This window comes from Acinetobacter tibetensis, from assembly GCF_023824315.1.
Classification (GTDB): domain Bacteria; phylum Pseudomonadota; class Gammaproteobacteria; order Pseudomonadales; family Moraxellaceae; genus Acinetobacter; species Acinetobacter tibetensis.
The window spans coordinates 3,325,080-3,344,264 of record NZ_CP098732.1 but is presented as its reverse complement, the minus strand read 5'-3'; the positions used below and the strand labels follow the sequence as shown (position 1 = coordinate 3,344,264).

Genomic DNA, 19,185 nt, shown 5'->3' with positions numbered 1-19,185 from the left:
TCTGCTAGAAGCAGATTTCTGATTTAGGTATAAAAATGATTGTGAGTGCCAAACGTCTTTTTAGATTTTGAATTTTACTCTGCTTGAACTGAGCTTGAGCTTGGTGGGAGGTATGGCATAAACTTGAATAAAATCATAAATTTATTTTAAAATTTTGAGTTTGGTGAGTGATTGTGATGCTAAACCACGATACTCAACTAAAAGATTTTTAGATAGATAAAATGTAAGCACACAATAATCAATAAATTAAGGGAATTTTCCAGTATTTTAAAAATCTTGCATTTTGGGCTTTGTTAATCTATTTTAAAAAATATGATAAAAAAAGAGCTATATTTTGATCAATTGATTAAAAATAGAATACAAAAGGACGAACTTTCATCCAGAAATTACAGCAAAAAATAACAAAAGTGAGTATTGTTCAATGATTAAGAGGTGAAAACAATCCGAAAGACTTTAACCAAGATTTTGTGTGCATTTCATCTGTTTGCAATTTAGAACGAAACACCCAAAAGGTGGAAGCTAAATCAAACAACAAAAAGATTTTTGAATGGTACTTTTTTGCTAGCCATATTAATCCGTATAACAAGCAGCAATAAAAGTTACCCCAAGATTTAGGTGTGTTTCATGGCAGATTCTCGTGAAAACTGGACGTCACGATCTGGTTTTATTATTGCAGCCGTTGGTTCGGCTGTTGGTTTAGGTAATATTTGGCGTTTCCCCTACGTTGCTTATGAAAATGGTGGCGGTGCGTTCCTTATTCCTTATTTACTTGCATTAATTACGGCAGGTTTACCGCTATTATTTTTAGACTATGCTGTCGGGCATCGTAGCAATAATTCGCCTCCTAAAGCGTATCGCGCTTTATTTAAAGGGGGTGAAACGCTCGGTTGGTGGCAAGTTTGTGTTTGTATCATTATTGGCTTGTACTATGCCAGCGTACTGACTTGGGCAGGAAGTTATGTTTACTTCTCGATTGGCCAAGCATGGGGCAATGATCCAGAAAGCTTCTTCTTCAATACCTATTTACAAACATCTAAGGCCACAGGTTTAGATTTACAGTTTGTTAACCATTTGTTTTGGCCAATAGTTGGTATTTGGGCACTCACCCTGATCATCTTGTTTGGTGGTGTGAAGAAAGGGGTTGAACTGTCGAACAAAATCTTTATGCCTTTGTTGTTCGTATTGTTCACTTTCTTGGTGATTCAAGCTTTACGTTTACCTGGTGCAGCTCAAGGTTTAAATGCATTCTTTACTCCGAACTGGTCCGCAATGATGGACTATAAGGTGTGGTTAGCAGCATATGGTCATACCTTCTTCTCACTGTCAGTGGGTTTCGGGATTATGGTGACCTATTCATCTTATTTAAAACCAAAAACCAATTTAACAGGCTCGGGCTTAATTGTTGGCTTTGCCAATGCTTCAACTGAAATTTTAGCGGGTATTGGTATTTTTGCTGCATTGGGCTTTATGGCACATGCTGCAGGTACAGACGTTAAAGATGTTGTGAGTGGCGGTATTGGTCTTGCATTTATTGCTTTCCCGAAAATTATTTCGAGCTTGGGTGCTGGTGCAGATTTATTTGGTCTTCTGTTTTTCTCCTCGTTATTTGTAGCGGGTATTTCTTCTATGGTGAGTATTTTGGAAGTTCCAATTGCTGCCATGCAAGACAAGTTAAAATGGAGCCGTTCAAAAGCTGTATCGATTATTGGTGGTGGTAGTGCGCTGGTTTCAATCTTTTTATTCTCTAGCGTAAATGCGATTAAGCTGGTGGATATTATTGACCACTTTATCAACAATATCGGGATTATCGGTGGTGCATTGGCATCAATTATCTGTATCGCTTGGTTTAAACGTTCTGCACTGATGGAACTGCGTGATCATGTCAACCGTATCTCGACCATTCAATTAGGTAAAGGTTGGGCATTTACATTAACTGTAATTACCACGTTTATTTTAATTACTACACTAGGAATGACCCTGTTCAACTTAGTGATGAATGGTTACGACACTTACAGCATGAGCTTGCAAGGTGTATTTGGATGGGGCAGCGTGATTTTCTGTGCTGTTGTGGCAATTGTGCTCAGCAAAATGAAAGATCGCTAGGAGAAGCAGAATGAATACTAAAGCTATCATAATGATGATTATCTCAATGGTATTTCTCTGGGGTGGGTTGGCATTGTCGATTCTCCATTTGATGAAAAACCCTGAAGAATTGGATGAAGTGCTGGACGAAGTGAAAGATCAGCACACGTTGTAAATAATTTGTTTCAGTAAATACTGAGTATATGCAAATGAAAGCCATTATCATTTAAGATAGTGGCTTTCTTATTTAGAGCATCACTTATGGACACCTTATTACCGCATCAGGTGTGGGTTGCATTTGGCGTGACCTTGCTTGCAGGACTGGCGACAGTTCTGGGCGGTGCTTTGGTCGTATTCTTTAAACAGCCGAGTTATCGCTTTCTCTCGTTTGGATTGGCATTTTCCGCTGGGGCGATGATTTATGTTTCTTTGACCGAAATTTTAAACAAATCCATTCATTCTTTTAGTCAGGCTTTTGATGATAAAATGGGCTATGCCTTCGGCACTTTATCATTATTACTGGGTGTGATTTTAGTTTTAATTCTCGACCGTTGTATCCCCAACCCTCACGAAACCATTGAAAACCAAAGTGTGCAGGGGATTAATCAACAACAATTATTACGTACAGGATTGCTGACTTTATTTGCGATTACGGCACATAACTTGCCCGAAGGCTTGGCCACTTTTTTTGCAACTTTGGAAAGTCCGGCACTTGGAGCACCGCTTGCGGTAGCCATTGCTATTCATAATATTCCTGAAGGTATTGCGATTGCTTTGCCTGTCTATATGGCAACACGGAAAAAAAGTGCAGCTTTACTTGCTAGTTTACTCTCAGGGCTTGCTGAACCTTTAGGTGCAATGATTGGTTATTTTCTTTTGGCACCGTATTTAAGTTTTAGTGTGTATGGCACCGTATTTGGCATTATTGGTGGGGTGATGGTGTATTTGGCACTCGATGAACTACTGCCGACCGCTAAAAAATATGCACAAGGGCATGAAACCGTCTATGGCTTAGTCACAGGTATGGCCTGTTTGGCGCTGAGTCTGGTGATATTTAAGTATGTGAGTTAAGGTTGAAAAACAGAAACCAAAGTTTCTGTTTTCCTTAAAAAGGTTTAGGCCGTTTTTTCGATTAAGCAATAATAAAAACCATCGCCACGGCCTATTTGTGGGAACAATTGGCGACCATGAATCTGTTCAATCCCCCAATCGGCATCAATTTTAATTTCTTTCGCATCTGTATGCCCAGCAAAGAAGTCGACCATTTGCTGTTCATTTTCGGCTTTCAAAATCGAGCAGGTGATGTACAGCAATGTGCCGCCGACTTTGAGTTGTTGCCACATATTTTCAAGAATTTGCTTTTGGAGTTGTACCGTTTTGGCAATATCGCCCGACTGACGCAGTAAACGAATATCGGGATGGCGACGCATTACCCCAATGGCTGAACAAGGTGCATCGAGGACGATACAATCCGCAAGTTCAGGCGATGTCCATTTCACTGCATCGGCAGTGATAATTTCCACTGGCTCTTCGCTTAAAGCCAAACGTTCTAAGTTTTCAGCGACACGTTTTAAGCGTTTTTCATCTTGGTCGAGTGCGATCAGTTTTCTAGGCTGATATTTCTCTAAAATATGCGCTGTTTTGCCCCCAGGTGCTGCACAGGCATCAATCACGAATTTGCCATTCAAGTCAGGTAACAATGTTGCACAGAGTTGTGCATGTTCATCTTGTACTGAAAAACCACCTGCTTCAAAACCAGGCAGGCTAGGCACATGAATACTCTCATCAAGTACAATACCGACATTCGAAAGTTCACAGGCATGTGCTTCAATGCCTTCATCTTCTAAAATTTCAAGATATTCGTCACGGCTGACTTGTAAGGTGTTAACCCGCAAGGTTAAGGGTGCAACTTGTTTCAGCTCGTAGCTGATTTCAGCCAATTGCTCGCCCCAGTCTTTTTTCAAACGTTTGGATAACCAGCTCGGCAAATTCGAGGCTTGTTCTAGAACATCGTAGAACTGTTCTGTTTCGCGTGTTGCACGGCGCAAAATGGCATTCACCACACCACTTAAGCTTTCCATACCCAATTGTTTTGCTGCATCTACCGTTTCAGAAATAGCCGCATGCGCTGCAACGCGGGTACACAACAATTGGTATAAACCCACGTATAAACAGGTTTCAACGACTTGGTTTTCCAGTGGTTTAGACAACAACGGTAAAGTCACTTGTTTCAGTGCGTGCCATTGGCGTAAACAGCCAAGAACTAATTCATGGTACAAGGCACGATCTTTGTCAGACACAATGGCCATGTGTTGCTGAAGCACCGATGCCAGTGATTGACCATTTTGGACAGCCAATAACGTTTTAACAACCTGAGCACGTAAGTTTAAAGTCTTACCAGAGGCGTTGGGAGATTGTCTCATTATAAAATTTGTCCAATATTCAGTTTTTGGGTTTGTAAAATTTGTACGGCATTAAGCGGTTTACCACCCGGCCATTGTAAAGCAGTTAGTGTGATGACGGTATGATTGGCACAGGCAACATGTACACCGTGTTTATCAATCGTAATAATTTCACCGACTTGGGCATTTTCTGCAGTTTCATGCGATAAGACGGAATTCCAGACTCTTAAGTTATTTTGCTCATCCAGTGCGATAAATGCGACTGGCCAAGGGTTAAAAGCACGGATATTACGGTCAATCTGTACGGCATCTAAAGACCAATCAATTTGCGCTTCAGCTTTGCTGAGTTTATGTGCATAGACCGTGAAAGCTTCATCTTGTACCTCACGTTCGGCTAAATAGTGCTGTAAGGTTTGTTCAGAGTGCAACACGGCAACAATTGCTTCCGCTCCTTGTAGCGCCAGTTTGTCATGCAATGAGGCAGAGGTATCGGTGGCTTCAATGGGACACAGGGTTTTATACATCATATCGCCTGTATCTAAGCCTGCCGCCATTTTCATAATGGTGACACCTGTTTCAGCATCTCCTGTAGCAATGGCACGTTGAATCGGTGCAGCACCACGCCAGCGTGGTAACAAGGAACCATGAATATTCAGACAGCCATATTTCGGCGTATCTAAAACCACTTGCGGCAAGATCAGACCATAAGCGGCCACCACCATCACATCGGCATTTAAATCTTTTAATTGTTGTTGTGCTGCTAAGCCTTCCTCAGTGGAAGATTTGAAGTGTAAAGGTTGATACACCGGTAAATCATGTTCCAATGCCAACTGTTTGACCGCTGAAGCCGTCAGTTTTTGACCACGACCTGCTTTGCGGTCGGGTTGGGTGTATACCGCCACAATTTCATGTTCTGTTTTCAGTAACGCTGCCAAAGCACATGCAGCAAATTCAGGTGTACCGGCAAAGATGATTTTCACACATCAAATTCCATAGAAACTTGTGTCTATTATATGTCAAAAGCAACGCTAAGCCGAATCTACAATATGCGCTGTAACAATCACGATATTGGTTGAATATGCGACGCAAAAAAATAGCAAGGGTATCGGTATTTGAAAACTTTTAGTTATGCAAAATTAAAAAAATATTCATGAAAGTTTTATATTTAATTTCCTGTGCTCGGTTTATAGTAGGTTCGTACAGTTTTCTTTGAGATCATTTGTCGAAATATAGCCTGTATATCGTGATGCAGGAAAGAGAAAAGCGGGTTGTCTGTTAAACACATAGCTGTAGTATTATGATGTTGCCTATGTTTCGATTGATTCATGCTCAATGATCAGTCTTCTTTAGCCAGAATGAATCGCAGATTCATATCAAGCACAAATTTTGTTGGAAATACACAATGCCTGACTATCGTTCAAAAACATCAACACATGGAAGAAATATGGCTGGCGCACGTGGTTTATGGCGTGCAACAGGTATGAAAGATGAAGATTTTGGCAAGCCGATTATTGCGGTGGTCAACTCTTTTACTCAATTTGTTCCTGGTCATGTGCATCTTAAAGACTTAGGTCAACTTGTGGCACGTCAAATTGAAGCGTCAGGCGGTGTAGCAAAAGAATTTAATACCATTGCAGTCGATGATGGAATTGCGATGGGGCATGATGGCATGCTGTACTCATTGCCTTCACGTGACTTAATCGCAGACTCAGTGGAATACATGGTCAATGCGCACTGTGCTGATGCGATGGTCTGTATTTCAAACTGTGACAAAATTACCCCAGGCATGTTGATGGCGTCTATGCGTCTGAACATTCCTGTGGTTTTTGTTTCTGGCGGGCCGATGGAAGCGGGTAAAGTGAAAATCCGTGGCAATGAACACGCGATTGACCTTGTCGATGCCATGATTGTGGCAGCAGATGACAGCTTCACTGATGAAGAAGTGGCTGAATACGAGCGTTCAGCTTGTCCGACGTGTGGTTCATGTTCGGGCATGTTCACTGCAAACTCAATGAACTGTTTAACCGAAGCTTTGGGTCTGTCCCTTCCGGGCAATGGTTCAACTTTGGCGACACATGCGAATCGTAAAAAACTATTCGAGCGTGCTGGTCAATTGATCGTTGAAATTACCAAACGCCATTACGAACAAAACGATTACAGCTTGTTGCCACGCTCAATCGCCACCAAAGCAGCCTTTGAAAATGCCATGACGCTTGATATTTCAATGGGCGGTTCAACCAATACGGTATTGCATTTGTTGGCAGCGGCGCATGAAGCAGAAGTTGACTTTACCATGACCGACATTGACCGTTTATCACGTCAAGTGCCTGTTTTGTGTAAAGTTGCACCTGCAAAACAAGACGTGCATATGGAAGATGTACACCGTGCAGGTGGCATTATGTCGATTTTGGGTGAATTAGACCGTGCAGGCTTGTTGGATACGTCTGTACCGACTGTGCATGAAAAAACCTTAAAAGATGCTTTGGATAAATGGGACATCATCCGTACTGAAGATGAAGAAGTGTATCAATTCTTCCGCTCAGCACCGGGCGGTGTACCGACGCAAACGGCATTCTCACAAGACCGTTACTACTCTCGTTTAGATGGTGACCGTAACAACGGTGTTATTCGTAATGCTGAACATGCTTTCTCTCAAGATGGTGGTCTGGCTGTACTATATGGCAACATCGCATTAGAAGGCTGTATTGTGAAAACAGCAGGTGTGGATGATTCCATCTTGAAATTCAACGGTACAGCACGTGTTTTTGAAAGCCAAGATGCTGCGGTAGAAGCGATTTTAGGTGGCAAAATTACCGCAGGTGATGTGGTGGTGATTCGTTACGAAGGTCCACGTGGTGGTCCGGGTATGCAAGAAATGTTGTATCCAACCAGTTATTTAAAATCGAAAGGTCTCGGTAAAGATTGTGCTTTACTCACCGATGGTCGTTTCTCGGGTGGTTCATCGGGTCTTTCCATTGGTCACGTTTCGCCTGAAGCGGCTGAAGGCGGTGCGATTGGTTTGGTGGAAGATGGCGACCGTATCGAAATCGATATTCCAAACCGTAGCATTCACTTAGCCGTGGATGAAGCAACCATGGCAGCGCGCCGTGAAGTGCAAGAAGCCAAAGGCTGGCAGCCTGCTGAACAGCGTCCGCGTAAAGTCTCTAAAGCTTTAAAAGCCTATGCGATGCATACTACCAGTGCCTCAAAAGGCGCAGTACGTGACATTTAATCGGTAGGTTTTACTGATGAGAAAGAGCACTCCAAATGGAGTGCTTTTTTAATGTTGCTAGAAACTGTCACGATCACATTTTGCTTTAAGATTTTAAAATGGTAATGAGTAGATAATTCCTTACTTTTGACAGCGTAAAAGTAACAAAACGCTTTGTTGTCCTAATGCAGCATCCTTGCTGCATAGGGCAACAGCGACATCCATGTCGCTTGGTCATGTGACCTGATTTGGGTAGAAAAACAATAAATGGGCTCATGTAATACCCAGCGAGTCGCTTTCATGTGTAGTTTGCTTTCTATACAATAAAAACAGAAAAATTGCCAAGACTGTAGAGAAATACGCAGCCATCGCCAAGGAAAAATACAATGAGTAAAGACAATATCCGCGAACATTCAGCCCCTGTTTATGAAGGCATCGAAAATGCACCTGCACGTTCCATGATGCGTGCCACAGGTTTTAAAGATTCAGACTTTACTCGTCCTTTTGTGGGTATTGCTTCGACATGGGCCAATGTCACGCCCTGTAATATGCACATCGATGGTTTGGCACGTGAGGCTGAAAAAGGGGTCAATCAGGCAGGCGGTAAAGGCATTATTTTTAATACCATCACCATTTCAGATGGCATTTCTAATGGCACTGAAGGTATGAAGTATTCATTGTTGAGCCGTGAAATTATTGCCGACTCGATTGAAGCCGTGGTGGGCTGTCAGGCTTATGACGGGGTGATTGCGATTGGTGGTTGTGACAAAAACATGCCGGGTTGCATCATGGGCTTAGCCCGTTTAAACCGTCCGGGGTTGTTTGTTTATGGCGGTACAATTAAGCCGGGCGCAGGGCATACTGACATGATTTCTGTCTTTGAAGCTGTGGGTCAGCACGCCAAAGGTGAAATCAGTGCCATTCAAGTCAAACAGATTGAAGAAGTGGCGCTGCCGGGGCCGGGTTCCTGTGGTGGTATGTACACTGCAAATTCGATGGCCTCTGCGATTGAAGCTTTGGGCATGAGTTTACCGGGTTCATCTGCCCAAGAAGCGGTTTCGGATGAAAAACGGATCGACTGTCAAAAAGCAGGTGAAGCGGTGATGAATTTGCTACGCTTAGACCTGAAACCGCGCGATATTATGACCAAAGCTGCATTTGAAAACTCGATTAAAGTGTTGATTGCCTTGGGCGGTTCGACCAATGGGGTGCTGCACTTACTGGCGATGGCACATACCGCTGGAGTTGAACTGAGTTTGGATGATTTTGTCCGTATCGGGCAAGATATTCCTGTAGTGGCCGATGTACGTCCATCTGGCAAATATCTGATGTCTGAGCTGATTGCGATTGGAGGCATTCAACCGCTGATGAAGCGGATGTTAGATGCTGGCATGCTTGATGGTTCATGTCTAACCGTGACTGGAAAGACCTTGGCGGAAAATTTGGCTGAGGTTGAAGACTATCCAGAAGGTCAGCAGATTATTTTACCGTTCGACGCGCCAATTAAAAAAGACTCTCACTTGGTGGTACTCAAAGGTAATTTGTCTCCAACAGGTGCCGTGGCTAAAATCACGGGTAAAGAAGGCCTGTACTTTGAAGGGCCTGCGCGTGTCTTTGAAGGTGAAATTGGCGCAATGCGTGGGATTTTAGATGGCGAAGTTCAAGCGGGTGAGGTGGTGGTGATTCGTGGCGAAGGGCCTAAAGGGGGGCCGGGCATGCCAGAAATGCTGAAACCGACCTCAGCGATTATTGGTAAAGGTTTGGGAAAATCTGTGGCGCTGATCACCGATGGCCGTTTCTCTGGCGGTAGTCATGGCTTTGTGATTGGACATGTGACCCCAGAAGCCTATGAAGGGGGGCCAATTGGTCTCGTTCAAAACGGAGATCGCATCTCGATTAATGCCGAAACACGGGAAATGACGTGGCATGTTTCTGAACAGGAAATTGCCGCACGGCAAAACCGTTGGGTCAAGCCAAAACCAAATTATACCCACGGTGCGTTGGCGAAGTTTGCTAAACTGACCACCGGAGCCGAAAAAGGTGCAGTGACTGATTTAAATTTAGAACTGTAGCCTATCGGGAAGGATTGAACATTTTGTCTTGAATTATGTTACGTTTTGCTCAAGACTTATTGTATTTTAAGACATTCTGTTCATCGTATTGGTCATTTTCTGCGGGTTCAAAACAACATTACCCGCTCTTTCTAGATTAGAGGCAATTCATGTCACTGTTACGCCGTTGGTTCGATCCGATCCGATCGAGATGGTTTTATCAAAAGCCAACTCGTCAAGAGGTATTGTCCACGGAGCATGGGCTCAATATTCATTTACGTTTAGACGATGTTTATAGTTATTTGGCTGTGCAGCAGTTGCCACAATTAGAAGAAATTTTGAGTGATGAACTTAAACCTCTCAAAGTCATTATTTCCAGTCAAGCTCCTGAGCCGCCGAATCAGATGTCAGCGCAAGAATGGCAACACTATTGCCTGAACGATGCGCAGATTTTATCGAAACAGCACCGCTTCAGTTTCCATGAAACCCCTGAACAGCCACCACAAGAAGCCTTGGCACAAGCGGAGACCATTTTAAGAAATACCCCATTACAAGGTCAGGACTTTCTGTATTTACTCGAAGATGTGTTTCATATGCTGTGGCAGAAGCAGTATGGCAAGTTGCGTACTTTATATGCCATGGCGAGTAAACATCATCAGGAACAGCACTTTCCAGAACGGGTATTTAATGATGATGCCATCCTTGCCAGTTATTTTGAATTTTCAGACCGTAAATACCATGCAGTGGATGATCTGCTGCGTTTAACCCGCCGTTTAAAACAACAAAAATTATTGACAGGTAATCCGATCTTCCTCATCAATCATATTGAATGGCGAGAGCATTTAATTAGTGATGCAGAAGAACTAAATGAAATTCAAGCACTTGATCCAGAGTTAGATTTATATATTGCGTTAGAAGACCCAGTTTCATGGCTGTTATTGGCCTATATTAAAGAGGAATTGGCAGATTATTATAATATTCAGTTAACTGTGTACCCATTGAGTTATCATGGGCGAGACTGGTTTGACTGGAGCTTGGCAACCCGTTTATCTAAACGGACAGAAGTGGCATTTACCCCATTTTGTCGTCCGACTAAAGAAGCCACTTATGCGATGGCACAGTTGTATTATCGTGTGCCTGAAGAACAGCGGATTGCAGCCATGCACCGTATTTTGCAAGCGGTATGGACCCAAGGCAAAGATTTATCGTTTAAGGCACATTATCAAGAATTGCAACGTGAGTTGGAGCTAGAGTTGCAGGATGTGAAACAAGAGGATATTCAAGCCAAACTGAAAGAAAATGATGTATTGTGTGAAATGAAGTCACAACCTGATTTTCCAGTGCTCGAATTACGTCTTGATGGGCAACGTTATACCTTTAATAGCTTATATCGAGTCTGGATGATTGAAAGTATTTTCAGTAATGTGTTAGAAGAAAAATATAAAATTGAAAACGAAGCAGATCACTCCAGCTTAACACCAGAAGATAAAACCAATGCAGAAAGAGAAATGTGAGTCGCTCGAGCAAGTTCGAGATAAAATTGATGTGATTGATCAGCACCTGATTGAGCTCATTACCACCCGACAGTTTTATGTCGATCAAGCGGTACGTTTTAAGCGCACTGAACATGAAGTGCAATCTCCAGAACGGGTAGAGCAGGTGATTACCAAAGTTCGTAAACAGGCGGCACAACAGGGCACCGACCCTGATTTAATTGAACAGATTTATCGGGAAATGATTCAGCATTTTATTCGCCGTGAGCTCAAAGAAATTCGCCCATAAATCCTATTTTTATTTAATTTATCTTAAAAATTAGGCGTGCTAAATAGCGCGCTTGGGTTTATTTTGGGTTCAAAAACGCATAGTATATGTAATATTATAACATATCTATTTATTTCATCATGTCTGCACTTTCCCAACGCCTTCAAGCGATTGATGCACTTCGTGGTCTGGTCATTTTAATTATGATGGTCGACCATGTCCGTGAAACCTTTTATTTACATCATCAAGTTCCCGACCCCATGCGTATTGAGGAAACGGAAGCCAGTTTGTTCTTTAGCCGTATTTTGGCACATTTGTGTGCTCCAGTTTTTGTGGTTTTGACGGGATTATCAGCGTATTTATACCAAGCTAAACACAACAGTTTGAGCATGACGCGCGAGTTTTTGCTTAAACGTGGTTTATTTTTAGTGATACTCGAGTTGTTGGTGATTAATTTTACATGGACAGGACAGTTCCCACCGCACGTGATTTATCTACAAGTGATTTGGGCCATTGGTATCAGCATGATTGTTTTGGCGATGCTGATTGGGTTGCCACAGAGAATTCTGTGGTTGATTGCTATATTGATTATTTTTGGGCATAACCTGTTGGATCAGGTTTCCTTGCAACAAATGCCTATTTTACAGCCGATCTGGTTGATTTTACATGAGCGTGGTTGGATTGAATGGGGGGAATTCCTCAAACTTCGTACTTCTTATCCTGTACTGCCTTGGATTGGAGTGATTTTACTGGGTTATAGTATTGGGGCAACTGTTTTTCAAGCGCAGATGACGCCACAACGAAGAAGTATATATTTATGGGTATTTGGCTGTGGCAGTATCACCGTGTTTCTGATACTCCGAATGTTAAATTTTTATGGTGATAGTGCATGGTTAGAAATGTCGACGCCACTGCAAACCTTGATGAGCTTTTTTAATCTGACCAAGTATCCGCCGTCCTTATTGTTTATTTTATGGAATGTTGGCTTGGGGCTGTTACTGCTTGTGGTATTGGAAAAAGTGCAACAGCGGGCATGGGTACGTCCCTTAATTATTTATGGCTCAGTACCGATGTTCTTTTATATTGTGCATTTATTTGTTTTAAAATTACTGTATGTGCTTGCCGTGGCGCTTTGGGGACAGAATCATGGTGACTACTTTGGGGTAAATCAAGTATCTACCCTTTGGTGGATTGCGATTATCCTGTGCATCGTGCTTTATCCTTTGATGCTGTGGTTTTCTAAATTTAAGCATCAGAATAAGCAGATTCCGTTATTAAAATATCTTTAGTTTTCTGTACGGCATAAAAAAACCCTTCACAGTTGAAGGGTTTTTTATGTTGTAAAAGCAGGCTTTTACATGAATTTCACGCCTTGTTGACCCGCAGGAGTCACTTTGAAGATTTCCACTTCAAAGGTAATGTTTTTACCCGCCAATGGATGGTTAAAATCCACTTCGGTAATGTCATCACCGACAGTTTTAACGACGCCATACAGACTTTGTTTGGCTTTATCTTCAAACTCAATCATGTGGCCTTCAATAGGGCGTTGCTCGAATTTTACCGTATCAAATGTCTGCACATTTTCAGGGTTCCATGGTCCAAACGCATCTTCTGGCGGAAGGCTGACGGTACGACGGTCACCTGCACGTAGACCAAATAGGGATTTTTCAAAACCTGGGAGTAAACTGCCATCGCCCATCACTAAGCTGACAGGTTCAGCACGGCTACGGGTATTGTCAATTTCTACGCCATTTTCAATGGCAACGGAAAAATGAAGATCGACTTTTGAACCGTGTTCAATACGAGTTTCTTCATTTGGATTAATAATTTCATTCATGGTGTTGCATATCCGCACGTTGAATTCGATGTTTTTCTAAGAAAAACGTATCTATAAGCAGCAGAATGGTGCCCAAGGTAATGGCACTGTCGGCAAGGTTAAATGCAGGGAAGTGACTATTGTTGTAATAGACATGAATAAAATCGACCACATAACCCAAGGTGACGCGATCAATTAAATTTCCTACAGCACCACCTAAAATCAGGGCAATTGCCATGGGTAAAATCGTGATGTGTTTTGGCATGCGCATCAGCCAAAACACAAAAATCACTGAAACCAAGGCTGCAAGTGAGGTAAAGAAATAACGTTGCCAACCGCCAGCATCGGACAAGAAACTAAAGGCTGCGCCATAGTTATGTAACAAGGTCCAATTTAAAAAAGGCAGTACAGGTACCGGATCTGCATAATTCAGGTGCGTAGACGCAATCCATTTGGTCCATTGATCTAGAACAATCGCCACAATAGATAATCCTACCCACAGCAAATTGTGTGGGTAGAATTGAAACAGGCCCGCTTTCTGTTGTGGATTAGGCATATTTTCTCTCTTCGCCTTGACCAGTAGGGAGGTTAATAATACAACGTGCGCATAGCCCTGGATGTTCGTGATGTGTATTCACATCTGGCAGGACATGCCAGCAACGTGCACATTTTTCACCTTCCGCAGCAGAGACTTGCACGCGTAAACCCGCTAGATCGGCTTCCTGACCCTGAGTTGCATCAAAGGCATAGACCTGTACTTGTGAAGTAATCAGGACAAAGCGAAGCTCATCACTTAGGCGATCTAGCACCGCTTTCAACTCTTCATTTGCCCAAAGTTCGACTTTGGCAGAGAGATTCGAACCCACCAGTTTTTCGTTGCGTGCAACTTCAATATGCTTGTTCACGGCAGACTTCACCGCAATCAAGGTTTGCCAGTCCGCTTCTGACAATAAGTTTGCAGTCGATGACATAGGAATGTCATACCATTCCGCAGTGAACACATATTTCTCAGTTTGTTCTGGAATCAGTGGCCATGCTTCTTGTGCGGTAAAGCTTAAAATCGGTGACATCCAACGCACAAAGGCTTGAACCAAATGATACAGCGCAGTTTGAGCTGAATGGCGCGCTTGCGAATCTGCTTTGGTGGTGTACTGACGGTCTTTGATGATGTCGAGGTAGAAACCACCCAAGTCGTTAATACAGAAGTTAGTTAAGGCATTGGTGACGATATGGAAGTTCATATCCTCATAAGCTTGTTGAATGGTTTTCTGTACGTCTGTTGCACGTTGCAAGATGTATTGATCTAGTGCAATCAATTGATCTACAGGCAGGGCATCAGTCGATGGGGTGAAACCATTTAAGTTTGCCAATAAGAAACGCAAGGTATTACGGATACGACGATAGCCATCTGATGCACGGTTAAAGATTTCTTTACCTGCGGTCATTTCATAACGGTAATCAGCCGACGCAATCCAGAAACGTAAACCATCTGCACCCATATCTTTAATGATGTCTTGCGGGGTGATGATGTTGCCTAAAGATTTTGACATCTTACGGCCTTTTTCATCCACCACGAAACCGTGGGTCAGTAAGCCTTTGTACGGTGCGCGTTTATTGATGGCAATTGAAGTCAACAATGAAGACTGGAACCAGCCACGGTGCTGGTCTGAACCTTCAAGGTATAAATCAGCAGGATCGGTGAGTTCTTCGCGTTCACGCAGCACAGCATAGTGCGTTGTGCCTGAGTCGAACCACACATCTAAAGTGTCACGCACACAGTTGTACTGTTCTGCTTCATCCCCGATAAAGTCTTTCGCTTCGCGGTTATACCAAGCGTCAATGCCTTCTTGTTCGATCAGTTTCGCAACTTCTTCGATCAACTCTGCTGTGCGTGGATGGAGCTCGTTGGTGTCTTTATGCACGAAGAATGGGATTGGCACACCCCAAGTACGTTGACGTGAGATACACCAGTCGGGACGACCTTCGATCATCGCTTGAATACGGTTTTTACCCCAATCTGGCACAAAACTGATCTCGTTTTCAATCGCATTTAAAGCGTTTTGACGTAGACCTTGAGCATCCATGCTGATAAACCACTGTGGCGTGGCACGGAAGATAATCGGCGTTTTGTGGCGCCAGCAGTGTGGGTAGCTGTGCTTGATTGGCTTGTGCGCCCACAATTTGCCAGCTTCGCTTAAAGCGGCAATGATTTGTGGGTTGGCTTTATAAATATGTTCGCCAGCAAAAATTGGAGACGTTGGTAAGTAGACGCCGTTGCCACCCACTGGATTGTCAACTTTTAAGTTGTACTGTAAGCCAACTTTATAGTCGTCCACACCATGGCCAGGTGCAGTGTGGACTGCGCCTGTACCGCTATCGGCAGTCACGTGTTCACCTAAAATCACAGGCACTTGGCGATCTGCGATGAGTGGGTGTTTTAAGCTTAAATGCTCAAGTTTATTCCCAGTGAATTCAGCCAAAACTTCAACACTGTTAAAACCATAACGTTCAGTTGCAGATTCAACTAAGTTTTTCGCCAAGATAAAGTTTTGCTCTGCTTTTTCTTCACCGCGTGCTTTGACCAATTGGTACTCAAGTTCAGCGTGCAAAGCTACTGCTTGGTTCGCTGGTAAAGTCCACGGGGTGGTGGTCCAGATCACAATGTCTGTCGTATCTTGAACGTCAACACCTAAACGGGCAGAAAGATCCGCCAAATCAACAACACCGAAACCAACGTCAATCGCATCTGATTTTTTGTCTTCGTATTCCACTTCGGCTTCAGCCAAAGCTGAACCACAGTCCAAACACCAGTTGACAGGTTTTAAGCCCGGTTCAATATGACCTGCTTTTGCAATTGCGCCCAGCGAACGAACGATGTCCGCTTCCTGCTTGAAGTTCATGGTCAGGTAAGGATTATCCCAATCGCCAAATACGCCCATACGCACAAAGTCTTTCTTTTGCAGTTCAACTTGGGTGTAGGCATATTCACGGCAAGCTTTACGGAAAGTTGAAGCATCTACCTTCACGCCCACTTTACCGACTTTTTCTTCCACTTTTAATTCGATTGGCAGACCGTGACAGTCCCAACCCGGCACGTAGGGGGCATCAAAACCATCCATGATGCGGCTTTTGATAATGATGTCTTTTAAGACTTTATTGACCGCGTGACCTAAATGGATTTGACCATTGGCATACGGAGGGCCGTCATGCAGGACATATTTTTTCTTGCCAATACGCGACGCACGAATCTGCTGATAAATGTTGTCGGCATACCACTCTTCTAACCATTTTGCTTCACGTACTGCAAGATTTGCTTTCATTGCAAATTCAGTACCTGGGAGGTTTAGTGTGGCTTTATAATCCACTGCATTTTCAGGAGTTTGCTTATCGCTCATGCAAGATGTCTTCCAATTTAATCAGCGGCTCGGCTGACGCGTTTTACATAAAATTGATTAGTATTTAAAAGGGAAATGTGGGGGTGTTTTGGCGAAACTCTAGTAGTTTCACCACATCATCATCAATTCCCGCTTTAAGTGCTTCCAGCGAAGGGTAGTTCTTTTCACCATGTAAGTAGTTTAAGAAAGTGACCCGCATTAACAAGCCATACAGATTAGCAGAAACATTGGGAAAATGTACTTCTAATCGCCATTCTGGATGCGCTTGTTGTATGGCAGGTCGTGTTCCGACATGCCCCGCACCAAACAAAGCTGTTGCTTGATAACCCAAAATTCCTTTTTGTTCTGAATTCTCTTGTACAACTTTGTCTTGTAAAGACATAGTTTCACAAATCACATCGACACCATAAATACCATTTAAACAAGGTTTATGACGGTTGAGGCGTACATTAATCGTTGGAAAATCAAGGGTTCGTCCAATTTGGTCGCCATATTGCACCCGACCTGTGATGCTATAAGGTCGCCCTAATAACTGTGCCGCGAGTGCTAAATTACCTGCTGCGAGGGTTTGACGAATACGGGTTGAACTGACCCGTTCACCTTCAAGTGCAATGGTGTGTAAATTATGAACATCAAAGCCATAATTTTTCAGAAATTCACTGTTGCCTTGTCGGTTTTTGCCAAAGTGAAAGTCATCGCCCAATATGAGGCTTTGCGCATTCAGTTGGTCTTTTAAAATACTGGCAAATGCTTCCGCACTTAAGCTGCGGAAAGTATTGTCAAACTTGGCCACGGCAATATAGTCCACGCCCAATTCAGTTAAGTATTCGACTTTTTCGCGAAGTGAACTGATGCGTGGCGGAGCCTCATAGCCTTGAAAAAATTCTAAAGGCTGTGGCTCAAAAATCATGACTAACGATTTGAGTTGTTGTTGTGCAGCAACCTGTTTCAGTTGCTGAATCATCGCTTGATGTCCCAAATGGACGCCATCAAAATTACCAATCGTCACAGCGGTTTGAGGTAATTGAAAGTCTGGCGCTAAAGCATTCAGGCGGAGCAGCTTCATGGGCTAATCAATAAATGAAAAATAATCAGGCTTATATATTGCCATATTCTTGAGCATTCGTCTTGTTGTTGTGTTTTTACCCAGAAAAATTTATTGATCTACTGCGTCAATATTAGAAAAGCTGATTTTAAAAATAAACAATAATCAATTTTTCTTATTTAAAATGGGTTGTAATATCAACATAACTTCTTAATTTGGGTTGAAGCCACATGAACAAACCCTTTCATCAGTTGCCACAATGGCATGATGTGATCCGTCAGTTTACACCGAACTGGTTTACCGTTTGTATGGGGACTGGCATTTTGTCGATTGTATTGGCGGAGTTTAGTCTTGTGCATCCTATTTTTTGGCAATTGGGTGCGGGATTGTGGGTGTTCAATGGGCTGCTTTTTATCTTATTTAGCAGTTTGTATGGTTTGCGTTGGCTGCTGTACCCACAGGAAGCCAAACAGATTTTTGCTCATCCCAGTATGAGTTTATTTTTAGGCACCATTCCAATGGTATTGGCGACGCTGATTAATGGCGCTTTGAAATATGGGGTAGTACTGTATGGTGCAGCCATAATAGGTGTTGCTGAATGGTTGTGGTATCTCGACGTATTGATGGCCGTGATGGTGGCGTTTGTGGTGCCATTTTGTATGTTCAGTTGTCAGCGCCATCAATTACAACAGATGACCGCAGTCTGGTTACTTCCGATAGTTGCCTGTGAAGTGGCGGCAGCTTCGGGTGCAGTGTTGTTACAGCATTTGCCAGTCAGTCCTCATGCCGTGGGTATTTTATTTGGCAGCTATATTTTGTGGGGCATTTCAGTTTTTCCTGCCATGCTGATTTTGGGCATTTTATTTTTGCGTTTGGCCTTGCATCAATTGCCCAGTCAGGAATTGGCCATGACAGGCTGGTTGGCGGTCGGGCCGATTGGCACAGGAGCATTGGCGTTGTTACTTTTGGGTCAGCAAGCTACACGCTTACTACATGCAACACATTTTACAGGACTGGGTGAGTTTCTCCATCAGGCAGGGGTTTTGAGCAGTTTGTTGCTGCTTGGTTTTGGGGTGTGGTGGTTAGGAATAGCGATCATGATTACCCTGAAACATGCAGGTTCACATTTGATTTTTAATTTAGGTTGGTGGGGCATGACTTTTCCCTTAGGCGTATTTAGTTTGGCCACTTTACAACTTGCCCAGCAATTGCAGCTTTATTGGTTACTGAATATAGGCTATGGCTTGGCAATCTTGTTGATGCTGTTATGGGGAGTGGTCATGAGCAAAACCATGGCTGGGTTTTATGCAGGGCGGCTTTTCTTCTCACCGTGTTTAAATCTGTATCTGCAACAAAAATAACCGCATCTAGCTGGGGACAAAAAATTGAGATGTAGATGACGGGAGAATTTGCACACAGGGT

The 19,185-nt window shown here is 43.1% G+C and carries 15 protein-coding genes; 9 read left to right on the top strand and 6 right to left on the bottom strand.

Annotated elements, in window-relative coordinates; genetic code table 11:
* Positions 1-624: 624 nt before the first annotated feature.
* The 3 genes from M5E07_RS16080 (at position 625) to zupT (ending at position 3,153) form a co-directional block, all read left to right on the top strand.
* On the top strand, positions 625-2,103 hold the full coding sequence (locus M5E07_RS16080; RefSeq protein WP_116763537.1) for a sodium-dependent transporter: 1,479 nt from the start codon (positions 625-627) through the stop codon (positions 2,101-2,103).
* 10 nt (positions 2,104-2,113) lie between these two features.
* On the top strand, positions 2,114-2,257 hold the full coding sequence (locus M5E07_RS16075) for a methionine/alanine import family NSS transporter small subunit (RefSeq protein WP_016165722.1): 144 nt from the start codon (positions 2,114-2,116) through the stop codon (positions 2,255-2,257).
* Positions 2,258-2,343: 86 nt separating this feature from the next.
* Positions 2,344-3,153: a zinc transporter ZupT gene (gene zupT / locus M5E07_RS16070; RefSeq protein ID WP_252220781.1), complete on the top strand. Its 810-nt coding sequence runs from the start codon at positions 2,344-2,346 to the stop codon at positions 3,151-3,153.
* A 44-nt stretch (positions 3,154-3,197) separates the two neighbouring features.
* On the opposite strand, the gene rsmB is transcribed toward zupT, so the two are convergent.
* Both rsmB and fmt read right to left on the bottom strand, forming a co-directional pair.
* Positions 3,198-4,505 carry a 16S rRNA (cytosine(967)-C(5))-methyltransferase RsmB gene (gene rsmB, locus M5E07_RS16065; RefSeq protein WP_252220779.1) on the bottom strand — a complete coding sequence of 436 codons (1,308 nt, stop codon included), beginning with the start codon at positions 4,503-4,505 and terminating at the stop codon, positions 3,198-3,200.
* Positions 4,505-5,464: a methionyl-tRNA formyltransferase gene (fmt, locus tag M5E07_RS16060; RefSeq protein ID WP_252220776.1), complete on the bottom strand. Its 960-nt coding sequence runs from the start codon at positions 5,462-5,464 to the stop codon at positions 4,505-4,507. The genes rsmB and fmt overlap by 1 nt, the downstream gene beginning before the upstream one ends.
* 422 nt (positions 5,465-5,886) lie before the next feature.
* Here fmt and ilvD (M5E07_RS16055) point away from each other — a divergent pair, with 422 nt between their 5' ends.
* From ilvD (M5E07_RS16055) to M5E07_RS16035, 5 genes are all read left to right on the top strand, one after another.
* Entirely contained in the window at positions 5,887-7,716 is a 1,830-nt protein-coding gene (gene ilvD, locus M5E07_RS16055; RefSeq protein WP_252220774.1) for a dihydroxy-acid dehydratase, read from the top strand.
* A 365-nt stretch (positions 7,717-8,081) separates the two neighbouring features.
* Positions 8,082-9,767, top strand: a complete 1,686-nt coding sequence (gene ilvD, locus M5E07_RS16050) for a dihydroxy-acid dehydratase (protein WP_116763527.1) — start codon at positions 8,082-8,084, stop codon at positions 9,765-9,767.
* Between the two features lie 149 nt (positions 9,768-9,916).
* Positions 9,917-11,260: a hypothetical protein gene (locus M5E07_RS16045; RefSeq protein ID WP_116763525.1), complete on the top strand. Its 1,344-nt coding sequence runs from the start codon at positions 9,917-9,919 to the stop codon at positions 11,258-11,260.
* Positions 11,241-11,528: a chorismate mutase gene (locus M5E07_RS16040; protein ID WP_252220772.1), complete on the top strand. Its 288-nt coding sequence runs from the start codon at positions 11,241-11,243 to the stop codon at positions 11,526-11,528. Before M5E07_RS16045 ends, M5E07_RS16040 begins: the two co-directional genes overlap by 20 nt.
* 119 nt (positions 11,529-11,647) lie before the next feature.
* Complete coding sequence (locus tag M5E07_RS16035) at positions 11,648-12,796, top strand: acetyltransferase domain-containing protein (RefSeq protein ID WP_252220770.1); 1,149 nt, start codon at positions 11,648-11,650, stop codon at positions 12,794-12,796.
* A gap of 65 nt (positions 12,797-12,861) precedes the next feature.
* Here M5E07_RS16035 and M5E07_RS16030 read toward each other — a convergent pair whose 3' ends face one another.
* The 4 genes from M5E07_RS16030 to ribF all read right to left on the bottom strand — a co-directional run bounded on the left by M5E07_RS16030 (position 12,862) and on the right by ribF (position 17,784).
* Positions 12,862-13,344, bottom strand: a complete 483-nt coding sequence (locus M5E07_RS16030) for an FKBP-type peptidyl-prolyl cis-trans isomerase (protein WP_116763519.1) — start codon at positions 13,342-13,344, stop codon at positions 12,862-12,864.
* Complete coding sequence (gene lspA, locus M5E07_RS16025; RefSeq protein ID WP_116763517.1) at positions 13,337-13,879, bottom strand: signal peptidase II; 543 nt, start codon at positions 13,877-13,879, stop codon at positions 13,337-13,339. The genes M5E07_RS16030 and lspA overlap by 8 nt, the downstream gene beginning before the upstream one ends.
* The gene (gene ileS / locus M5E07_RS16020; protein WP_252220767.1) at positions 13,872-16,718 is read right to left on the bottom strand and encodes an isoleucine--tRNA ligase; all 2,847 of its coding nucleotides are present in this window, start codon (positions 16,716-16,718) and stop codon (positions 13,872-13,874) included. Before ileS ends, lspA begins: the two co-directional genes overlap by 8 nt.
* A 64-nt stretch (positions 16,719-16,782) precedes the next feature.
* Positions 16,783-17,784, bottom strand: coding sequence for a riboflavin biosynthesis protein RibF (gene ribF / locus M5E07_RS16015; RefSeq protein WP_252220765.1), 1,002 nt, complete (start codon positions 17,782-17,784; stop codon positions 16,783-16,785).
* A 209-nt stretch (positions 17,785-17,993) separates the two neighbouring features.
* On the opposite strand from ribF, the gene M5E07_RS16010 reads away from it, so the two are divergent.
* On the top strand, positions 17,994-19,124 hold the full coding sequence (locus M5E07_RS16010; RefSeq protein WP_252220763.1) for a TDT family transporter: 1,131 nt from the start codon (positions 17,994-17,996) through the stop codon (positions 19,122-19,124).
* The last annotated feature ends 61 nt before the right edge of the window (positions 19,125-19,185 follow it).